This is a genomic window from Curtanaerobium respiraculi (genome assembly GCF_024609215.1).
GTDB classification, from domain to species: domain Bacteria; phylum Actinomycetota; class Coriobacteriia; order Coriobacteriales; family Eggerthellaceae; genus Curtanaerobium; species Curtanaerobium respiraculi.
Genome location: NZ_JANIPD030000042.1, coordinates 61756 through 82307, shown reverse-complemented (window position 1 = coordinate 82307; position 20552 = coordinate 61756). Strand labels below are relative to the sequence as shown.

Here is a 20552-nt window from a genome sequence, read left to right as displayed (position 1 = left end):
GGGACTCGCATGGAAACGAAAACCAAGGACCTGTGGGTGTTCATCGAAACGGATGAGGAAGGCGCTGCGAAGCCAGTCGGAATCGAGCTGCTGAATCCAGGTGGCGAGCTTGCGGCGAAGCAAGGCGGCAAACTTGTCGCGGTTATCATCGGGGACGGCGTGGAGTCCGCCATCGAGGCAGCGAATGCTCATGGCGCCGATGAGATCATCGTCGTGGAGGGACCGGAGTACCGTCAGTTCACCACCGATGCATACGATCAGGCGCTGTGCCACCTGATCACGAAATACGGCCCGACCACCGTCATGGTGGGCGCGACCGACACGGGGCGCGATTTCGCCCCCCGCGTGGCATGCCGCCTGCAGACCGGCCTCACCGCCGATTGCACCGAGCTGGGCATCGACGAGGAAACCGGCAACGTGGCGTGGACGCGCCCGACGTTCGGCGGCAACCTGCTGGCGACCATCCTGTGCCCCGACAGCCGCCCGCAAATGGGAACCGTGCGCCCGGGCGTGTTCAAGGCGACGGACCCTGTGGAGGGGAAGGCGACCGTCATCCGCGAGGAATTCCATGTGGATCCCGCCACGATCCGCACCCAGCTGATCGATTTCTTCCCCGAGGAGAATGCCGAGGGCAAGGACCTCGAGGGGGCGGAATTCATCGTGTCCGGCGGACGCGGCACGCACGGCGAGAAGGGGTTCGCGCTGCTGCGCGAGCTGGCCGACGTGCTGGATGCCAGCATGGGCGCCTCCCGCGCCGCCGTCGAAAGCGGTTGGGCCGTGCCGGCGCGGCAAGTCGGGCAGACCGGCAAGAGCGTAGGTCCGAAGGTCTACATCGCCGTGGGCATCTCGGGCGCCATCCAGCATATGGCCGGCATCAGCGGCTCCGACCGCATCATCGCCATCAACAGCGATCCCAACGCGCCCATCTTCAAGGCGTGCGATTACGGTATCGTCGGCGACATGTTCGAGGTCGTGCCCGCCCTCACCGCTGCGATCAAGGCGAAGAAGGAAGCGTGAGCGTGAGGGGTTCCCGTCCGCCCTGCGCGTGCTAACGGCGGGCGGGAACCCCTGCGCGAAGCGCATCCGTTTGCCTGCGAGCGTCGTTTGCGAGCGTCGGCAGCTCGCCGAGGCAATCGCCTTCACGCCGACATCGCGCGTAGGATCCAGCCGATGCCCTTCGCCATGCGCAAATCCATATCGTGGAAATGGTTGCCGGGGTTCAGCTCGAACACGGTGGGGATATGTCTGCTGCCGAATTCATCGCGCAACTGCTCCATGGCGCGCTGCGTGGTGCGCAGGACCGCGTTGCGCGACGCGGATTCCCTATCCCCCAAGGAGAGGTAGATGGCCAGCGGGTTCTTCGGAAAGGCGTGCGCGCGGCAAAAATCCAAGAAGCCGGGGAACCACACGCTGCCCGATACGCATACCGCACCGTCGAATACGTCGGTGAGATAGGACGCGTACAGCGCGAACAGGCCTGCCATCGAATAGCCGGCGATGATCTTTTCGGCAGGCTGACAGCCGAGCGCATCTTCGGCAAAGGGGGCAACCGCGTCCAGCATCCAACCCAGGTGCCGTTTCGCCTCACCGGTGAAGTGGTCCTCTTCGGAGACGACCGGATCCGCCGCCCAAGGAGAAAGGTCTTCGTCCCATCGCATTTGGGAGATGGTGACCAGATGGAACGGGCCGGATCCTTCGGCCGCGCAATGCGCGAGAACCCCCTCGCCGTTTTCCACGTAGTCGTTACTGAAAACGATGGGGGCGGGGGCGTGAGTGGATGGATAGACGGTGACGAGTTTCCCGTCGATGGTTTCCGCAATGGGCTCGAGCATGGGCGCTCCTTTCCTGTCCGGACATCATACCGTGAAATCGAGGCAGGGGTTTTCGACGGGTTTTTCGATGGCTGCGGACCCCGATGGTGATCGGATGGGGCTTGGCGATCGAATTTCCGACGGCGATGGATAGCGAAAGGGCTGTTGGTGGTCCGATGGTTCCGCGGGGCGGCGGACGCTGTTCCCCAAGCCGTCAGCCGAGGGAGTGCAGATGCGCGGAAGGGCGAACCGGGGCGGGGGATGGCCGCGACGGGATGGAACCCGGTCGATGGATGCGTTGCGGGTGCGCAAAAACGGTTCTCCCGCCGCGCGCGAAAGTGCCCTATCATAGGCACGCATTCGAGATTTTCCGGCATCGCGCGATCTATCCGCTGCTCCGCCGGGCGGAGGAGGCTTCCATGAGAGCGCTGCATAACACATCGGTCGAGGCGTTTCGCAATCCGTTCGGCGCGATATTCGCAGGTGAGTCGGTCGATCTTGCCGTTGACGTGTGGGACGAGCCCGCCGCCGTCGCATGGTTGCGGCTGTGGATAGAGGGAGAAGGCGAGCGCCTGGTTCCCATGGAGCGAACGGATGGCGGGGAGCATGGCGCGATCAGGTTCGCCGCGTCCGTGAAGCCGGATCGCGCCGGCGCCCTGTGGTACCGGTTCAACATCGCTGCAGCCGACGGGGCCGTGTGGCAGTACGGCGCGACGGGGGCCGGACCGGTGGGCGCGGGCGATTTCGCGATGGGGGAGCCGCCGTCGTTCTTGCTCCAGGTGCTCGAGGGCGAACGCCCCGATGCGGACGAGCCATCGGTTTCGGATGATATCGCGTACCGGTTCCCTGGGGGGAAGGACGGCCGTGAGGCAGCGCGTGCAGGGCTCGGCGGCCTCAAGCCGCTGGGCATCACGATGCCCGCTCCCCCCGAACCCGGGGATTCGGGCCTCGGTGCGGCGATGGGAGATGCCATCGTCGATTTCGCCACACGGAAGAAAAACGCCCGGCAGGTCGCGATCCAGCTTGAAATGCTGCGCGAGACCTGCGTGCCCGGCGGTATCTCCCGCGCGGAGGTCGCCCTGGGCGGCCCGGATCGCGACCGCCTGCTCACACGGCTGGGCGATGCGCCGGCGGCATCGGCCCTCTCCCCCTCCCAGCGGGCCGCCTTCTCGCTGAACCGCGGCCAGCACGACCTAGCGGTGAGCCGCCTGTGGATCGCGGCTCTTCTGCAGATGTCCCTGCCCGGCATCCCCTGCGTATACGGGGGCGATGAGCAGGGGAGGGAGGGGTTCGCCCGCACTCTCGAAGGCGTCGATGCGGATGCTCCTTCCACGGGGTGGGACGCCAACTGCTTCACCGTCTACCGCAACGCCATCGGCGTGCGCAAGTCGATGGACGCGCTCGCCCGGGGGAGCTTCGAGCCCATCGCGTTGAACGACGACGTGATGGCGGTGTGGCGGCGCACCGATCGGGCCGCCGTGTGCGTGATCGCGAACCAGAGCACGCAGGCCAAGCATACCGTGCGCGTTCCGATGGAAGCGGGATGCGTGGACGACGTGATCGGCGGCAAGCCGGTGCCGGTCCGCACCGTGCAAGGGCGCCCGCCCGAGGCGGAGGTGTTCCTGTGGCCGCTGGGCACCGCCGTGCTGTATTTCCACGACGAGCAGCGCCTGCAGAAGCCGCTCGAGCCCGGCACGGGGATAATCTGCCACATCACCTCGCTGCCCAACCTTGACGGCCCGGGAACGCTGGGGAAGCCGGCGAAGCGGTTCGTCGATTGGCTGGCCGGCTGCGGGTACTCCTACTGGCAGGTCCTTCCGATCAACCCCGCCGACGCGTTCGGCTCGCCCTATGCCGGTCCGTCTGCCTTCGCGGGGAACAAGGCGCTGTTGGAAGGCGGCGAGAAGGGCGCGGTCGACCGGATCGGGCGGCTCGCGTCCGATGGGGGCTACCGCGCCTTCGAGGAGGCGAACCGCGCATGGCTGCTTCCCTATGCGACGTTCTCGGCACTGAAGGCCGCGCACGGGGGCGCTCCCTGGTGGGAGTGGCCGGAGCGGTGCCGCTCATGGGACCCGAGGCTTGCGGAAGACCCTTCCCTCGCTTCCCGAATCGAGGTTGAATGCTGCCTGCAATACGAATTCCATCGCCAGTGGAACGATCTGCGCGCCTACGCGAACGACTGCGGAATCTCGATCATCGGCGATATGCCCATGTACGTTTCGGCGGATTCGGCCGACGTATGGGCCCATCGCGGCATGTTCGATGTCGATGAGGGCGGCACGCCGTCGGCCGTGGCGGGCTGCCCGCCCGACCCCCTTTCTGCAGACGGTCAGATATGGGGCAGTCCGACCTATCGCTGGAGCGAGATGCGCGCCACCGGATACGGATGGTGGATGGACCGGTTCGCCCGCGCGTTCGCGTGCTACGATTACGTGCGGCTCGATCATTTCCTGGGTTTTTCGTCGTTCTATTCGATTCCCCAAGGCAAGCGAGCCCTCGATGGCGCGTGGAACTTCGGCCCGGGGCTCGACCTGTTCCAGCACGCCTACGACGCGTTCGGGCCGCTTCCCTTGGTGGCGGAGGATCTGGGGATCATCACGCCGGCGGTTCGCGCCCTGCGCGCGCAGGCCGGATTCATGGGAATGGAGGTGATTCAGTTCGACGATGCCGACCCGCGGGGCGATTGGCGTCCGTTGCCGGACGCGATCGTCTATACGAGCACGCACGACACATCCACATTGGTCGGATGGATGCTCGGGCGATATTGCGGGGCCGGTGGGTGCGAGCCGGATGCGGAAGCGCTTGAGCGGGCTCGTGGGATAGCGCGCGAGCTCCGCCGGAAGATCGCCGCGTCGGGTGCGAAGGTCGCCATCATGCAGCTGCAGGATGCGCTCGGGCTGGACGACTCCGCGCGCATGAACGTGCCGGGGGTTGCGAGCGGCAACTGGGCGTGGCAAGCACCGGCCGATCTCCCCCTGCCATGATCGGCGGGGCACGCTTTCCCTACGCCATCCTGGTTTTTCCTCGATTGAGAACATGTCCCGGCCGTTTTTCCTTCGGCTTTCCGTACCATGTCAGGGTAACCTGATTCCAGGCGATGCGAAGGGGCTGCCTACATGATTCTCATAGTTGCGACGCTCGCCTGCCTGGCGGTGCTCTACGTGCCCGGCATCTTCGTGGCGCGTGCTGCGCGATTGGACGCGCTCGCCGCCGCGGCATCGGCTCCTCTCTTCGGCACCGGGGCGTTGGTCGTTCTGGGGGTCGCCTTCGATGCCGCGGGAGTGCGGGTGAGCGGCGCGATCCTCGCTGCGGCCTCGTTTGCCCTGTGCGCCGCGGCATGGCTCCTTGCGCGCGCGGCGTCTGCGCGGCGGGGCGGCGCGGAGCCGGCGGCCGTGCGGCATCCATCCGAGGATGCTCGGTACCTGCGGCGCACCGCCGCGCTGTACGTCGCCGTGGCGCTGCTTATCACGTCCATCGTGTTCGTGCATGGAATCCGCACGCCCGATGCGTTCAGCCGTTGCGACGACACCACGTTCCACCTGTCCGTTATCCGCAGCTTCGTGGAGACGGGGAGCTATTCGGTGCTCAACGTCAGCAGCTACCTGGCGCAGGGAGCGCCCGGCACGTTCTATCCCGCCGTATGGAATGTGGTGGCTGCCGTGGTCGCCTCGCTCTTCGGGGCGGACGCGGTCCTCGCCTCGAACGCCGCGATCGTTGCCTTCACCGCGTTCGTCGTGCCCCTCGGCGTATGCCTGCTGCTGCATGTGCTGTTCCGCGGCGATCGCGCGATCGTGCGCGCGGGGTCTTTCGTATCGGTGGCATTCTGCGCGTTCCCCTGGGGGTTCATCCTCTACGGCCAGCTGTTGCCGAACATGGTGTCGTTCGCCTTCCTCCCCATCGTCTTCGCCTTCGTGGTGTCCGCAGTCGATGCGCGCACGCTGCCAGAGCGGATCCGCGGGGCGGCGCTGGCCGCCGCAGGCCTTGCCGTGGTGGTGGCGAGCCAGCCGAACGGGGCGTTCACGCTGGGCATCTGGTCGGTCGCCTTCCTCGTCTCCCGCGCGTTCTACGCTCCCGGCGCCATGCGGCCCGTCGTGTCCGCGAAGCGGGTCGGGCTTGCCGTGGCAGTGGCGGCGGTTGCGATAGGAGTCTGGGTCGCCTCGTACTTCTCCCCCGTGTTCAGCGGGGTCATCGCAGTGAATTGGAGGGCGCTCGCCGCTCCCCCGAAGGCGGTTCCCGCCGCCCTGCTGTATATGTTCACGGGCCGTATGGGCATCCAGCCCATTCTGAGCCTCCTCGTCCTCGTCGGCGTCCTGCGCACGTTCAAGGATCGTCGATACCTCTGGCTCACCGTCGCATACGCCTTCTCGCTCGTGCTCGTCATCGTCGATATGTGCACGGAAGGGCTGCCGAAGCATTTTCTCACCGGTTTCTGGTATACCGACTACTTCCGCACCGGGGCCATGTGCGCCCTGTTCTCCATCCCCCTCGCGGCGATGGGCTGCGCATGGCTGATCGATAAGCTGTCCGCATGGGCGAAGGGCAGGAACCCCTCGCGATGGGATGCGCGGAGAAGCGCCGTCGTCGCCGCGGCGGTGGCCGTTCTCGTCGTCGGCGGGCAGTTCGTCCCGGCGCATTTCAAGGTTGGCGGGTCTGATGTCCGCTTCGGCCTGGTGAAGGCGCATCAGCAAATCGACTGGCGCTACAGATGGGATAGGCTTCTCACGCGCGAGGAGGATGAGTTCATCAAGCAGGTGATGAGCGAGATCCCGCGCGATTCCCTGGTGGTGAACGTGCCCAGCGACGGAAGCTGCTGGACCTACGGGGTCGAAGGCCTTCACACGTACTTCCACCGCACGTACAAAGACGGGGGAGTGGGCGGCGAGCAGCAGAGCGCGCTGCTGAGGACGAAGCTGTGCGATATCGCCACGTCGGAGGAGGTCCAGCAGGCGGTCCGCGATTGCGGCGCAACGTATGTGCTGATGCTCGACGACCTTTCGGGCGACCATCGCACCACCACGGGCCTGCGCTACAAGGAGAAGGACTGGGCGGGCATCGAGTCGATCACCCCCGATACGCCCGGTTTCACGCTGGTGAAGAGCGAGGACGACATGCGGTTGTACCGTATCGACCTGATGGAAGGCGGCGCGCGATGATAGTGGAAGCCGAAGCGGGGCGCAACGGCTCGGCCCGTGGGGGTGCGGCCGTCGCGCTCCGGATGAAGACCTCCCCCGTGCTGCGGTTCTTCCTCGCCTACACGGTGGCATGGCTGGTCGGCGCGGGTGCGATAGGGGCCGTCTACGGATGGAATGGCGCTTCGTTCCTGTTCCGGGACGACGGGCTGTTCCAGCATTTCACGGCGTTCAACTACGTGTGCGATTTCCTCGGCGGAATGCTTGCGGGTGAGGGCGCGCCCCTCTTCGATTTCACGATCGGCCAGGGCGCCGATACGCTCACCACGCTCGCCGGCTACGACTTCTGCGACCCGATATCGTGGGCGGCCGCCCTGCTCATCCCCTTGGACCGCATGGGCCGCTACCTCGTCATGGTCTTCGCGAAGTTCTACCTGATCGGTGCGAGTTTCGGGATCTACTGCTTCTGCACCGGGCGCCGCGACACCGCCGCCGTGTTTTGCGGCGCGATCGCCTACACGTTCTCCGGGGCGATGCTCTTCACGTTCATGCGGCACCCCAACTTCATCAGCTGGGCGTACTGCCTTCCCCTGATGCTCGCCGGCATCGAGCGGCATGCGCGCGACGGGAGGAAGCCGCTGCTCGTTGCGGCGGTCGCTCTGAACGCGGTGGCGAATTACTACACGCTCTACATGAACGTCGTCGTCTCCGTCGCGTACGTCATGGGGATGTGCATCGCGCGGTGGTGGCGCGAGCGCACGGGCTCCGTTGCGTTGAAGTGCCTCCGCCAGGCGCTGGGCATCGCCGGGTGGATGCTCTTCGGGCTGGCCCTTGCCGCGGTCGTGCTCGTGCCCGTGGCGTATGCGTTCACGCAAAGCGCCCGCGTCGGCGTCGCGACGGGTTACACGGCCTCGTGGTGGCATTATCCGGCGAATTTCTACGGGCGCCTCGCCACGCTGCTTTTCGCCGAGGGAGCCTCGACGGGATACTACACCCACATCGGGCTGAACGCGGTCGCCGCGGCGGCGCTTCCCTTCCTCTTCGTCCGCAAGGGAAGCGGATTCCTCAAGGCCTGCCTGGCAGTATCGTTTTTGGCCTTGTGCATCCCGCTCGCAGGTCGCATGATGAACGGCATGGGATACGCTTCGAACCGCTTCTCGTACGTGTTCGCCTTCTTCGTGAGCGTCGCCATCGTGCAGGCGCTTCCCCTGATGCGCCGAGGTTCACGGCGCGACTGGGCGATCGCCGGCGGGGCGGTGCTCGCGTACCTGTGCGCATGCGCGATAGCGTTGGGCATGAAATGGCAGATCGAGGTCGCCATCGCCGTTGCGGCCATCGCATGCGCGCTGGCGGTGCTCGTCGCCGCGCGATTCCGCGCCGATCGGGCGTTTCCCCGCATCGCCTGCGGCCTGGTGCTCGCGTGCGCATGCGTGCAGGCATGCGTGGCGTACGCACCGCAGGGCGGCGGTTACGTCGGGGACTATTTCGCCGCGAACGACATCGAGCCGTCGTTGCGGGACAGCCTTTCCGCGGTCGATGCCGAAAGCCTCGGCGCGGAGGGATTCTTCCGCACGGAACGGGGCGAGACCAACCGGAACGCGCCCCTGCTCGCCGGCGCGAACGGCACGCAGATCTGGTGGAGCGCGCTCTCGCGGGGCATGTCGGAATACTACACCGGCCTCGGCCTCGATTCCCTGAATCAGAACTGCGATTTCCGGGGGCTGGACAACAGGCCGGGGCTTTTGGCGATCGCCGATGTCCGCTATTACACGTGCAGGCCGGGCGATGCCGATGCGGCTCCTGCGGGGTTCTCTCGCGTCGAGGGGGTCGCCGGCCCGTACTCCGTGTTCGAATCGAATACGCCCGACGTGCTGGGCGTCGTCTACGAGGGCTGCATCGCGCGTTCGGAGTACGATTCGCTCGATGCGGTGCGGAAGGAGCAGGCGCTCCTGCAGAGCGCGGTCGCCGATGAGGCCCCCGGCGGAGTTCCCAGAGCGGATATCGCGACCAGGGGGGAGGTGCTTCCCTATACGGTAGCCGGAGCCTCGAAGGCGAAGCTGACGGATACATCCCTGAAGCTCGAGGGCAAGGACGGCCTCGTGGAGCTTTCGGTCGACGTCCCGCACGGCTGCGAGCTGTACCTGAGGATGCCGGGAATCGATTTCGCGCACGCGAAGAATCCGGCGAACGCGATCCTGGACGTGAAGCGCACCGCGGGGGATTTCAGCGTATCGAAGTGGGCGCAGCTCAGCAACGCGCGCAACAACTGGCCCGTATTCCGGGACGAGCTCGTGTACGATCTGGGAAGCGGCGCGCCAGGCGCGAACATCGTGTACCTGAGCGGCAGCAAGGGATACGAAGTCGGATTCGACCGGCTCGAGATCGTCGCGGTCCCCACGGACTTCCTCCAGGGCCTGATCGGCGACCGCGCGTCGGGCGCGATGCGGGACGTCCGTGTCGGCGCGGATATCGTGCAGGGGACCGTCTCGACGCAATCCGGCGGCGTGCTGCAGCTATCCATCCCCTACAGCGTCGGCTGGCAGGCGTACGTCGATGGCGACCCGGCCGAAACCTTCGCTTCGGGGGTCATGTACACGGGCATCGCCGTCAGCCCCGGGGAGCATGCGGTCGAGCTGCGCTATCGCACACCCTACCTGCGCGAGGGGGTTCTGATATCGCTTGCCGCACTTGCCGCTGCCACGATCCTCGCGTTTCGAAAGCCGATCGCATCGCGGGTGCGCCGCGCGCTTCGAACGGAACCCTGAGAAGTCGGATGCCGCGTCAATTCCCGCGCGCAGTTCGACGCCGCACGCGGGTTGGCGTGAACCTAGCCGGCGATATGCCCGCTCGCCTCCATGGCGGCGATGATGTCGTCCACGTGCTTCTCGCACACGGCGGCATCGGGGGCCTCCGCCATCACGCGGACGACGGGCTCGGTGCCACTGGGACGCACGAGGACGCGCCCGGTATCCCCCAGCGCCTCCCCCGCGGCGGCGACCGCGGCGGCGACCGCGGGGTCGTCCATCGCGCCTTCCTTGCTATCCACGTGCACGTTCTTCAGCACCTGCGGGTACATCCGGCACGGTGCGGCGAGTTCGCTCAGGGGCTCGCCGGTCTCCAGCATCACCTGCATCACCATCAGGGCGGTGAGGATGCCGTCGCCGGTTCGCGCGTAATCGCCGAAGATGATGTGGCCGCTTTGCTCGCCGCCCAGCACATGGCCGTTGGCGCGCATGTTCTCCCACACGTACTTGTCGCCGACCTTCGTCTTCTCGTAGCCGATTCCCGCGGCATCCAGCGCCTTGTACAGCCCGAAATTGCTCATGATGGTGGTCACCACGGTGTTGTTCGCCAGCTGTCCCTTGCCCTTCAGCCACACGCCGGCGACGTACATGATCTGATCGCCGTTCACCACGTTGCCGTTCTCGTCCACGGCAAGGCAGCGGTCGGCGTCGCCGTCGAAGGCGAATCCCACGTCGAGCCCGTTGTTGCGCACGTATTCCTGCAGGCTCTCGATATGGGTGCTGCCGCAGTCGACGTTGATGTTCAGCCCGTTGGGAGCGTAATGGATGGCGTGCGCTTCCGCTCCCAGCGCCTCGAACACGTGCTTCGCCAGCATATAGCTGCCGCCGTTGGCGCAGTCGAGTGCGATGCGCCGATCGAAGGAGCGGACGGCGGGGCATTGGATCAAATAGCCCGCGTAGCGTTCGCGGCAGGCGCTGTAGTCCCTCGTCACGCCGATGGCGTCGCCCGTGGCGTAGGGCACCGAATCGGGGGCACCATCGATGAATTCCTCGATGCGGGCGATCGTCCCCTCGTCGAGCTTCTCGCCCGTGGCGCTGAGCACCTTGATCCCATTGTCGTAATATGGGTTGTGGCTCGCGCTGATCATCACCCCGAAGCAGAAGTCCTCGGTACGGGTGATGTACGCCACGCTGGGCGTGGTGGTCACGTACATCATGTACGCATCCACCCCGCTTGCCGCGATGCCGGCCGCAAGCGCGCTCTCCAGCATGTACCCGCTGCGGCGCGTGTCCTTTCCGATGATGATCCGCGGGCGGCCGAGGGCCCGCTGCTGCTTCTCGTTCTCGTCCTGCAGGGCGAGCCAGCCCAGGATGCGGCCGATCTTGTACGCGTGGTCGGCGGTGAGGATCTTGCCCGCCTCGCCGCGGAAGCCGTCGGTGCCGAAATACTTGCCCATGAGTTCGCCTTTCTTCGCGTGCGTTGTCGCGCCGGCGCGCAGCACGCGGCACGAATCCGCCAAGGCGCAAGGCGATGGCGGTTGCTTGCCAGATTGTAGTGGGGAATAGCCCCGATGCGGATGGCCCGAGGCGGTTTCCACGCGCGAAACAGACTTGAACTCGATTTTCGCTGCGATACCGCAGGTTATCGGGGACTGGCGGCGTGGGGAGCCGATCCGGGAAAGCCATCGAGTTTGCTATTTGCATCAGTATGGGTATATGATATTGTCATACAATGAATATACAAGAGGTGATAGTATGAGTACGATAGTCCAAGCCCGAGTTGAAGACGAGCTCAAGAAGGAGGCTGTCCAGGTGTTTGAAAACCTGGGTCTCGATCTGTCGACGGCGATAAGGATGTTCCTGAAGAAGGCGGTGGCAACGCGGAGCATACCGTTCGAGGTTTCTGAGGCGCGTAACGTCGCTCCGGCGTGCTCGACCAAGGCCGCCGCAGCTGTTGCGATCGCGGATGCATCCTCGGCGTTCCCCGCTATCGAGCGCGCCTGGCTGTTCGGCTCGTTTGCGACCGGTAGCCAAAATGCACAGAGCGATATCGACGTGCGGCTCGATTTGGATAGGGAATCCGGTTCCTTCACGCTGAACGATGTTGCTAACTTCGCCAAGCGTGTGGAGAGGCTAACGGGCAGGGAGGTCGATGTCGTGACCTCGCGCGTTATCGGGAACAAGAATCTTGCCGCTGCAATAGAGAAGGAAGGGGTGCTCGTCTATGAGCGCGAAGCGTAGCGAGCTGTCTCGGATCCAGGAAATCTATGATGTTGTCTGCCAAACGCTTCACCAGGTGGACGAGTTGGGTTGGAGCGCTGAAAAGTTCGTATCCCCAAAGGATGCGGAAGAAGACCTTGTCAGCGAGGGTCTGATGAACCGGGTTTTCCGCGTTGCGGAAGAGTCCGGGCATATCGGTGAGGCGACCGCAGGGATGTACGGCTTCGAGGCTCATGCTGCCCGCGGTGTTCGCAATCGCCTCGCCCATGCATACGGCGATGTGGACCGCGAAATCGTTTGGAATGTCATAGATAGCGACTTTCCGAAGCTCAAAGAGGCATGCGAGCAGTATGCTGCCGACAACGGTCTTGACCTGGTAGAACAATAGCTCTATGTGAGTCGGGCGTGCAGCCTGCATAGGGGCATCAAATGAGAGCCGCACAGCTCTTGATGACGTCCAAACGCCGCATCGAAGAGGGGCAATCTGTCCGAAATCGTAGAAATCCTAAATAGTGCGACGATAAAGTGTTCAAATATCCTATAATCCGTTCAATATCTGAACACTTACACGTCAGCGGGAGGGTTGCGATGGAGGCTATCGGAAGCATCGACCGCGATGCCATCGATAACATATGCGGGGTGCTTGGCTGCGATCGTGCGGGCATGGGCGATTTCGTCCCCATCAAGGAAGGCATCACCAACACCTCGTTCCGGTTCACGGTGCGCTCTCCCGATGGGATCGCCCGCTATATCTACCGCATGCCGGGCGTGGGCACGGAGCAGACCATCGATAGGAAGAGCGAGCTCGCGGGACTCGAGCTCGCTCGCGAGCTGGGGCTCGACGACACCTTCGTGCATGAGGACCCCTCGCGGGGATGGAAGATCTCGCGGTTCATCCCCGATGCGCGCGATTTGGATGCGGGCGATCCGGCCCAGCTCGAGCAGGCGATGCGCCTGTGCCGGAAGCTGCATTCCTGTCAGGCGACGCTGCCGCGAAACTTCGATTATTTCGAAGAGGGCTTGAAATACGAATCGATCCTGCTGGGGAGCAGCCCGGGGCCCATCCCCGGCTACGAGGAGCTGAAGCTGAAGGTTACGCTGGTGAAGCAGCACGTCCAAGCCGATGGATGGCCGTCATGCGTCTCACACAACGACTTCTTCAGCCGCAATTTCCTGGTGACGGATGACGGCCGCATGCGCTTGATCGACTGGGAATACGCGGGCATGTCGGATATCGCGAGCGATATCGGGACGTTCGCGGTGGAGGACCAGCTGAGCGACGAGACGGTTGACGCCGTTATCGGATTCTACCTGGGGCGTCCGGCGACGCATGCCGAAAAACGCCATTTTTGGGCGTATATCGTTCTGGCGGGATGGTGCTGGTACGTCTGGGCGCTGGAGCGCGAGTCGCATGGGGAGAGCACGGGCGATTGGCTGGGGATCTACCTCCGCTACGCCGTCGGCAACGTGGACCGCGTGTTGGCCTGGTATGGGGAGGATGCGTAAGATGCGATCTACGATGGAGGGCGCGACGCGCTCGCTCGATACGGCGGATATGCTGAAGGCGAGATCCCGCTCGTCATTCTTCCGCAAGGGGGTGACCCTCGCCGTCCTTTCGGGCATCATGTACGGCCTGTACACGGGGTTCATCACCCTGGCGGAGGGGCAGGGCATCTGGGGCGCTTGGTTCGGCGGCCAAGCCGCGCTCTCCGCGTTCGCCGTCACATTCATCCTCGCGTCGCTGGCGTCGGGCATCAACGATCTGCTCAGCGGCGTTTGGTCGTTGATATTCGCAGCCGTTCACGGCGAGTTGGGCGATTTCGCCCGTACCTGCGCCAGCAAGCCCGGTCGCGTGATGATGCTGTGCGCGATCGTAGGCGGCCCGGGCGGTGCCACGCTGTACGTGGTGGCGCTCAACATGGCCACGGCGGCGGGCGCGCCCGGCATCATCGTTCCGGTCGCGGCGTTGAATGTGGCAGTGGGCGCCGTGCTCAGCCGTTTCTTCTTCAAGCAGGAATTGAACGCGCGCATGGTGGCGGGCATCGCCATCTGCCTCGCCTGCTGCGGCGTGATCGGGGGCACCAGCTTCGGAAACGTGGGGACGCAGGCGCTCGTCGCATGCCTGTTCGCCTTCGGGGCGGCCATCTGCTGGGGGTTCGAGGGGTGCGTGGCCGGATACGGCACCGCCCTGATCGACTTCAACGTGGGAATCACCATCCGGCAGATCACATCGGGGCTGGTGACGCTGCTGGTTTTGGTGCCGGTACTGTGCTGCGTCGACGGCGGCGGCATGGGCTTGTACGGCCAGCTGCTCGAAGGCGCCCTCTCCGATCCGTCAACCGCGCTGCTCCTGGTGTCGGGCTTCTTCGCGATGTACGCGTATTCCCTCTGGTACAAGGGCAACTCCATGTGCGGCACCGCGCTCGGCATGGCATGCAACGGCATGTACTCGTTTTGGGGGCCGCTGTTCATATGGGTGATAAACGGGGCGCTGAACCTGGGCGGCGCGGCCGAGGCCTATCCTCCGCTCATGCCGGTGCAGTGGATCGCCGCGGCGGTGATGGCATTCGGCATCTTCGTGATCGCGACCGACCCGTTCGCGTTCCTCGCCAGAAAGAGGGAAGGGGAGGTCCGCCGATGAAGGGCACGCTTCCGCTGACGTACGCCGTCTTCCGATACTGCGACCGGGATGGGGAGGTGTGCACATCCGACGTGATGCGCGACCTGAGGGAAACGTATGCGTCCCATCGGCAGTTCGCCGCGCAGAAGATCGAGGAGATCCTGATGACAGGCGTTGCGAACGGCATCCTCGACGAGACGCGCTACGAGCTCGATGAGGATGAAAGCTTGCGCACGTACTATCGGGCAACCGATGCGGGCAGGAGCCTGATCCGAAAGTACATCGGCCCGCGCGCGTGATGTCTTGGCCCGTGCCGATCCGCTATCGGATGGGCACGATGTTGCCGGAATCCTTGAAGATGTGCTTCTCGGGCACAAACCCGCGCACGCGCGAGAGGGGGTATACGCGGCTGCCCGCTCCGACGACGGTGCCGGGGTTCATCACGGTGTTGCAGCCGACTTCCACCCAATCCCCCAGCATCGCGCCGAATTTGCGCAATCCGGTTTCGATGCGCTCGTCGCCGTTCTTCACGACGATATCGCTCCGGTCGCTCTTCAGGTTGCTGGTGATGGCGCCCGCGCCCATGTGCGCGCGGTAGCCCAGTATGCTGTCGCCCACATAGTTGTAATGGGGCACCTCGGCGTTGTCGAAGATGATGACGTTCTTCAGCTCGCTCGAGTTGCCCGCGACGGCGCCCTTGCCCAGGATGGCGGGGCCGCGCAGGAAAGCGCAGTGGCGGACCTGGGCCTCATGGTCGATGATGATGGCGTCGCCTATATGCGCGCTTTCGAACACGGTGGCGTCCCTGGCGATCCACACGCCCTCTTTCACGTGCTCGTATTCGCTGGAGGGGAGCGTCGCCCCCAGCCGCAGGACGAAATCCTTGATTCCCGCGAGCGCTTCCCAAGGGTATTCGAATCCCTGCAGGTAGTCGGCTGCGATGGTGTGGGACAGATCGTACAGATCTGCGATCTTCGCCTTCATGGATGCGCTCCCTCCGCTTGCGGCTGCTCTCTGTCCGGCATTGTACGCGCGCGATCCGCAGATGGCGCGCGCGGTGCCAGATTTCACGTGGCGGACAAAACAACCGGGTGCAGGTGCACGGCAAGGTAACGTCTTCCTGAAGAGCGCATGGAAGCCCTCCGCGCTCCGAATGCCGACGGCTATACTCATTTGCGGATGACGGTACCGAACAGGAAAGGACCGCATGGACGTCGTTCTCATGATCCTCTATTCCATCATCGTGCTGGGCGTGCTGGTGGTGATACACGAAGGCGGGCATTTCCTCGCAGCGCGCGCGTTCCACGTGCGCGTGACGGAATTCATGGTGGGCCTGCCCGGCCCGAGCGTGGGGGTATGGCGCAAGGGGACCCGGTTCGGGCTGACCGCCGTGCCGCTGGGAGGCTACGCGCGCGTGTGCGGCATGGAGTCGGGCGAGGAGAGCCCTCATTTGGCTCAGGTCGTCGATATGGTGTTCCGCCGCGGCGAGCTGAACATGGAGGATGTGGAATCCGAGCTCGGCCTTTCGGAGGACGATGCCTACCATGCATTGGACGAGTTGGCGGAATGGGGAACCATCCGCGGGCCGATGCGCTCGGACAAATACAACACCTACCGCACCCCGAGCAGCCAGCAGGCGGGCATCGAGGGCGATTATGCCGAAGGGCAGCCGCGCCCTGTTCCGGGCGGCGATGCGAAGGCGTTCATCGACGAGGAGCGCGCACACCAGTACCGCAGCCTCCCGTTTCGCAAGCGCATCGCGATATTGCTCGCCGGGCCGATGGTCAACCTGCTCTTCGCCCTGGTGGTCTTCGTGATCGTGTACTCGGTCATCGGCATCGATTACGTCAACCAGGCCGGCGAGGCTGTCCATATCCATGTCGATCCGCTGCGCAGCATCGTCGCGGGGATGAGCTACATCGGCACGGTGACGATGGCCGTGCTGCAACTGTTCAATCCCGCCACCGCCGCCCAGACCGTGTCCAACAGCGCCAGCGTCGTCGGCGTGGCAGTGCTCAGCAAGACCGCCGCCGACCAGGGCTTGATCTCGTTCTGCATGTTCACCGCCATGATCAGCGTTTCGCTGGGCATCATGAACATGCTTCCCATCCCGCCCTTGGACGGCGGCAAGTTCGTGGTGGAGGTCTACCAGCGCATCCGGCGGAGATGGGTGTCCCAGCGCGCGGTCAATGCGCTCTCGATGGCGGGCATGGCGGCGTTCACGCTGCTCTTCGTGGTGATGCTGAACCAAGACATCCAGCGTTTCATATTCGGGAACTGGTAGTAGGCCCGCGCCACGCGGACGTGCCGCGCACCGCGTCCTCCCACGTGAGATAATGGGTGCCGGTTTTTCAATCGATGTTAGGGGAAGCATGGCAAAGCCGTTTGAGCTCACACGACGCGTGATGGTGGGGAACGTGCCCATCGGCGGGGGCGCCCCATGCGCGGTGCAGTCGATGTTGTGCGCGCCTGCGACCGACGTGCAGGCGAACCTCGACCAAATCGATCGGCTGGCGGAGGCCGGCTGCGAAATCGTCCGCATGGCGATTCCGCGGCACGAATGCCTCGACGCGTTCGAGGCGGTCTGCAAGCAATCCCCCCTGCCCATCGTCGCCGATATCCACTTCGATGCCCGGATCGCCATCGAGGCGGCAAGGCGGGGGGCGGCGAAGTTGCGCATCAACCCGGGGAATATCGGCGGGCTCGCGAAGGCCGACGCGGTGATCGACGCGGCGGGGGAGGCGGGCATCCCCATCCGCATCGGCGTCAACGGCGGTTCGCTCGATGATGGGCTGGCCGCCCGGCAGGATCTCACGCTTCCCGAGAAGCTCGTGGAAAGCGCTGCGGGTTATGCGGAGTATTTCGAGGGGCGGGGGTTCACCGACCTCGTGATCTCCACCAAGGCGAGCGACGTTCCCACCACTGTCGCCGCCTACCGCCTGATGGCGCAGCGGCTCCCCCGGATTCCGCTGCATATCGGGGTCACCGAGGCGGGAACCCTGTTCCAGGGGCTGGTGAAGAGCGCGAGCGGCCTGGGCATCCTGTTGGAGGAGGGGATCGGCGACACCATGCGCATCAGCCTCACCGACGACCCGGTGCGGGAGGTGCATGCGTGCTGGGCGCTGCTGTCCGCGCTCGGGCTGCGCCGCCGCAGCCCGGAGCTGGTCAGCTGCCCCACGTGCGGGCGTTGCCAGGTGGACCTGATCGGCCTGGCCAAAGAGGTGGACGGGCGGCTGCGCAACGTCGCCAACCCGCTCAAGGTGGCCGTGATGGGATGCGTGGTGAACGGGCCGGGCGAAGCGGCGGATGCCGATATAGGCGTCGCGTGCGGCGCGGGCCAGGGCATCCTGTTCCGTGCGGGGGAGACGCTGCGCAAGGTTCCCGAAAACCAGATCGTTGATGCCCTGATGGAGGAAATCGACAAGATTCCCCCGGCGAACCTATAATATCCACCTGCCTATACCGTGAAGAGAAGGATTCATCCATGACCCAGATCACCCGCATGAGCGTGCTGTACGCACCCACGCTGAAAGAAGTTCCCGCCGATGCCGCCATCGCCAGCCATCAGCTGCTGCTGCGCGCGGGCTTCATGCGCAAAACGGCGACCGGCCTGTATACCTTCCTTCCGCTGGGCTGGCGCGTGATCAGGAAGATCGAGCGCATCGTGCGGCAGGAGATGGACGCCATCGGCGGTCAGGAGATCATGATGCCGATACTGCAGCCCGCCGAGATCTGGCACGAGAGCGGCCGCTGGGGCGATTACGGCCCCGAGCTCATGCGGATGAGCGATCGCCACGAGGTGGGGCTGTGCTTGGGGCCGACGCACGAGGAGCTGGTCACGGCGCTAGTGCGCAACGAGCTGAAGAGCTATAGGCAGCTGCCCACCACGGTGTACCAGATCCAGAGCAAGTTCCGCGATGAGATCCGGTCGCGCTTCGGGCTGATGCGCAGCCGCGAGTTCATCATGAAGGACGCGTACAGCTTCAACGAGGACGAGGAGTCGTTGCACGAATCGTATGCTGCGATGAGCAAGGCGTACGGGCGCATCTGCGACCGCCTGGGCCTGGATTGGCGCACCGTGGAGGCGGATAGCGGCCAGATCGGGGGAAGCGTCACGTGCGAATACCATGCACTCGCCGAGGCGGGCGAGGCCGAGCTCGTGAGCTGCACCTGCGGATTCGCTTCCAACACCGAGGTCGCGGAGTGCATTTCCCATCCGACGGCGCAGGGGGAGACGCAGCTGCGCCGGATCGAAACGCCCGGCGTGGGGACCATCGCCGCTTTGGCGGAGTTCCTGGGCATCCCTGAAAGCGCGACGGTCAAGGCCCTGGTGGGCAAAGACGCGGATGGCGCGCCGGTGGCGGTCTTCGTTCCCGGCGACCACGAGTTGAACGAGATCAAGATCGAGCGTGCGATTCCGGGCTTCAGCTTCATGGACGATGCCGAGATGGAGGATGCAGGCTTACCCAAGGGGAGCATCGGCCCGGTCGGCTTGCCCGAGGGCGTGCGCGTGCTCGCCGACCGGAGCCTGAAGGGCGTCGAAGGCTGGGCCGTGGGCGCCAACGAGCACGGCTTCCATTACGTGGGGGCGATTCTCGATCGCGATTTCCATGTGGATGAATGGGGCGACCTATGCACCGCCAAAGCGGGCGACACCTGCCCGAAATGCGGAGGAACGCTGGAGATGAACCGCGGCATCGAAGTCGGCCAGGTGTTCGAGCTTGGGGACAAATACAGTCGCGCGATGAATGCGACGTACCTGGACGAGAACGGCAAGGAGCAGTTCTTCCAAATGGGTTGCTATGGCGTGGGGATCAGCCGCTGCATGGCGGCCATCGTAGAGCAGTACAACGACGAGTACGGCATCAAGTGGCCCGCATCGGTCGCGCCTGCGCATATCTGCGTGCTGCCGTTGGTGGTGGGTGACGAGGCAGTGGAGCCTGCGGCTGAGAGGATCGCCGCCGAATTGGCCGATCTGGGGCTCGAGGTGGTCATCGATGACCGCAAGGAACGCCCAGGCGTCAAGTTCGCCGAAGCCGACTTGATGGGATGGCCCGTGCAGGTGATCATCGGCAAGCGCAGCGTGGCGAACGGCGAGCTCGAGTTGAAGAATCGCCAGACCGGCGAGAAAAGCACGCTTCCTGTGGCGGAGTTCCGCGAACTGATGAGCATCGCCCACCGTGAAAAGCGCCATATCGAGGCGTTCTTGAGGAGCATCGCCGATATCCCCGCGCGCCATGCCAGATAGCGGGGCGGTCGCGCCCCCGAGCTGCTTGCACCCGCGGGCGCGAGCAGCTGGGCGTACGCGATCCGGTTCGGCGCGGATGCCGCTTCCTCCGCGCCCCATGGAGCTGGCTGACCGGGCCCGTGGACCGCAATATGATCCGCGTGCCGTTCGAGCCACGCGCGCGCGGCATCCTGCGCATCGCGCGTCCATGTTGCACCGCCCGAACGCCGTGCGGGCCGCCGGGCCGATGGGGAAGTCGTTGGTCGGCAGGTGCCCAAAATCGCCCCTGAGGGACTGCGGGTTACTGGTATGATGTAGCCGATGGGCGTATCGGGCGCCACGGTTTCGCAGTGAAAGGATTGAAGATGGGCAAGCGTTCGGAAGAGGCACTCGAAATCAACTACGAAGATCTCGCCATGTACCTGCGCGTGAATCATTCCGTGTACATGCGGGTCGGCGATGATCTGTACTACCTAACCGATGCGAACTCCCACGATTGGCGCGCGCAATGCACCGCGCAGCTGAACGAAAAGGGCCATTACACGGACTGCTCCGATCTGGTTCCCACGGTCGGTGAATTCCTGGCGATCCCGTTCGTGGACGGGAAGACGATCGAGGACGTGTTCGCCGACGCGACGTTCTATGCGAGTTACAAGCCCGAGTAGCGGCAGGCAGCATGCACGCGAAACGCATCTGTCCAGGGGCGCCCACGGGCGCCCCTTTTTGCGTGCGTCCCCGATGGCCATGGTTGCCTGCATTCGGATTGGAGGCTGGCTCCTTCGGTCCGGCTCTTTTGCAGGG

At 64.8% G+C, this 20552-nt stretch carries 16 protein-coding genes; 13 read left to right on the top strand and 3 right to left on the bottom strand.

What is annotated here, in order from left to right; all coding sequences use genetic code 11:
- Window positions 1–9: 9 nt before the first annotated feature.
- A complete protein-coding gene (locus tag NOV21_RS10215; RefSeq protein WP_283170949.1) occupies window positions 10–1017 on the top strand; it encodes an electron transfer flavoprotein subunit alpha/FixB family protein in 1008 nt (335 codons plus the stop codon).
- Window positions 1018–1139: 122 nt separating this feature from the next.
- Here NOV21_RS10215 and NOV21_RS10210 read toward each other — a convergent pair whose 3' ends face one another.
- On the bottom strand, window positions 1140–1832 hold the full coding sequence (locus NOV21_RS10210) for an alpha/beta hydrolase (protein ID WP_283170948.1): 693 nt from the start codon (window positions 1830–1832) through the stop codon (window positions 1140–1142).
- A 398-nt stretch (window positions 1833–2230) separates the two neighbouring features.
- On the opposite strand from NOV21_RS10210, the gene NOV21_RS10205 reads away from it, so the two are divergent.
- The 3 genes from NOV21_RS10205 (at window position 2231) to NOV21_RS10195 (ending at window position 9705) form a co-directional block, all read left to right on the top strand.
- Window positions 2231–4795 (top strand): 4-alpha-glucanotransferase, encoded by a 2565-nt coding sequence (locus tag NOV21_RS10205; protein ID WP_283170947.1) that lies wholly within the window; start codon window positions 2231–2233, stop codon window positions 4793–4795.
- Between the two features lie 132 nt (window positions 4796–4927).
- On the top strand, window positions 4928–6964 hold the full coding sequence (locus NOV21_RS10200; RefSeq protein WP_283170946.1) for a DUF6541 family protein: 2037 nt from the start codon (window positions 4928–4930) through the stop codon (window positions 6962–6964).
- Entirely contained in the window at window positions 6961–9705 is a 2745-nt protein-coding gene (locus tag NOV21_RS10195) for a YfhO family protein (protein ID WP_283170945.1), read from the top strand. The genes NOV21_RS10200 and NOV21_RS10195 overlap by 4 nt, the downstream gene beginning before the upstream one ends.
- A gap of 62 nt (window positions 9706–9767) precedes the next feature.
- Here NOV21_RS10195 and glmM read toward each other — a convergent pair whose 3' ends face one another.
- Window positions 9768–11141, bottom strand: coding sequence for a phosphoglucosamine mutase (gene glmM / locus NOV21_RS10190; RefSeq protein ID WP_283170944.1), 1374 nt, complete (start codon window positions 11139–11141; stop codon window positions 9768–9770).
- A 298-nt stretch (window positions 11142–11439) separates the two neighbouring features.
- Here glmM and NOV21_RS10185 point away from each other — a divergent pair, with 298 nt between their 5' ends.
- The 5 genes from NOV21_RS10185 to NOV21_RS10165 all read left to right on the top strand — a co-directional run bounded on the left by NOV21_RS10185 (window position 11440) and on the right by NOV21_RS10165 (window position 14823).
- Window positions 11440–11925, top strand: coding sequence for a type II toxin-antitoxin system RelB/DinJ family antitoxin (locus NOV21_RS10185; RefSeq protein ID WP_283170943.1), 486 nt, complete (start codon window positions 11440–11442; stop codon window positions 11923–11925).
- Entirely contained in the window at window positions 11909–12292 is a 384-nt protein-coding gene (locus NOV21_RS10180; protein ID WP_283170942.1) for a HepT-like ribonuclease domain-containing protein, read from the top strand. Before NOV21_RS10185 ends, NOV21_RS10180 begins: the two co-directional genes overlap by 17 nt.
- Window positions 12293–12492: 200 nt before the next feature.
- Window positions 12493–13410, top strand: coding sequence for a choline kinase family protein (locus NOV21_RS10175; protein ID WP_283170941.1), 918 nt, complete (start codon window positions 12493–12495; stop codon window positions 13408–13410).
- A gap of 1 nt (window position 13411) precedes the next feature.
- Window positions 13412–14545 (top strand): hypothetical protein, encoded by a 1134-nt coding sequence (locus NOV21_RS10170; protein ID WP_283170940.1) that lies wholly within the window; start codon window positions 13412–13414, stop codon window positions 14543–14545.
- Window positions 14542–14823 (top strand): hypothetical protein, encoded by a 282-nt coding sequence (locus NOV21_RS10165; RefSeq protein WP_283170939.1) that lies wholly within the window; start codon window positions 14542–14544, stop codon window positions 14821–14823. Before NOV21_RS10170 ends, NOV21_RS10165 begins: the two co-directional genes overlap by 4 nt.
- A 22-nt stretch (window positions 14824–14845) precedes the next feature.
- On the opposite strand, the gene NOV21_RS10160 is transcribed toward NOV21_RS10165, so the two are convergent.
- Complete coding sequence (locus NOV21_RS10160; protein WP_283170938.1) at window positions 14846–15508, bottom strand: LbetaH domain-containing protein; 663 nt, start codon at window positions 15506–15508, stop codon at window positions 14846–14848.
- A 223-nt stretch (window positions 15509–15731) separates the two neighbouring features.
- Between NOV21_RS10160 and NOV21_RS10155 the strand changes: the two genes are divergently transcribed.
- The 4 genes from NOV21_RS10155 (at window position 15732) to NOV21_RS10140 (ending at window position 20416) form a co-directional block, all read left to right on the top strand.
- Window positions 15732–16808 (top strand): site-2 protease family protein, encoded by a 1077-nt coding sequence (locus NOV21_RS10155; protein WP_283170937.1) that lies wholly within the window; start codon window positions 15732–15734, stop codon window positions 16806–16808.
- Between the two features lie 88 nt (window positions 16809–16896).
- Window positions 16897–17970 (top strand): flavodoxin-dependent (E)-4-hydroxy-3-methylbut-2-enyl-diphosphate synthase, encoded by a 1074-nt coding sequence (gene ispG, locus NOV21_RS10150; protein ID WP_283170936.1) that lies wholly within the window; start codon window positions 16897–16899, stop codon window positions 17968–17970.
- 38 nt (window positions 17971–18008) lie between these two features.
- Window positions 18009–19772: a proline--tRNA ligase gene (locus NOV21_RS10145; RefSeq protein ID WP_283170935.1), complete on the top strand. Its 1764-nt coding sequence runs from the start codon at window positions 18009–18011 to the stop codon at window positions 19770–19772.
- Window positions 19773–20116: 344 nt separating this feature from the next.
- Window positions 20117–20416, top strand: a complete 300-nt coding sequence (locus NOV21_RS10140; RefSeq protein WP_283170934.1) for a CDP-alcohol phosphatidyltransferase — start codon at window positions 20117–20119, stop codon at window positions 20414–20416.
- The last annotated feature ends 136 nt before the right edge of the window (window positions 20417–20552 follow it).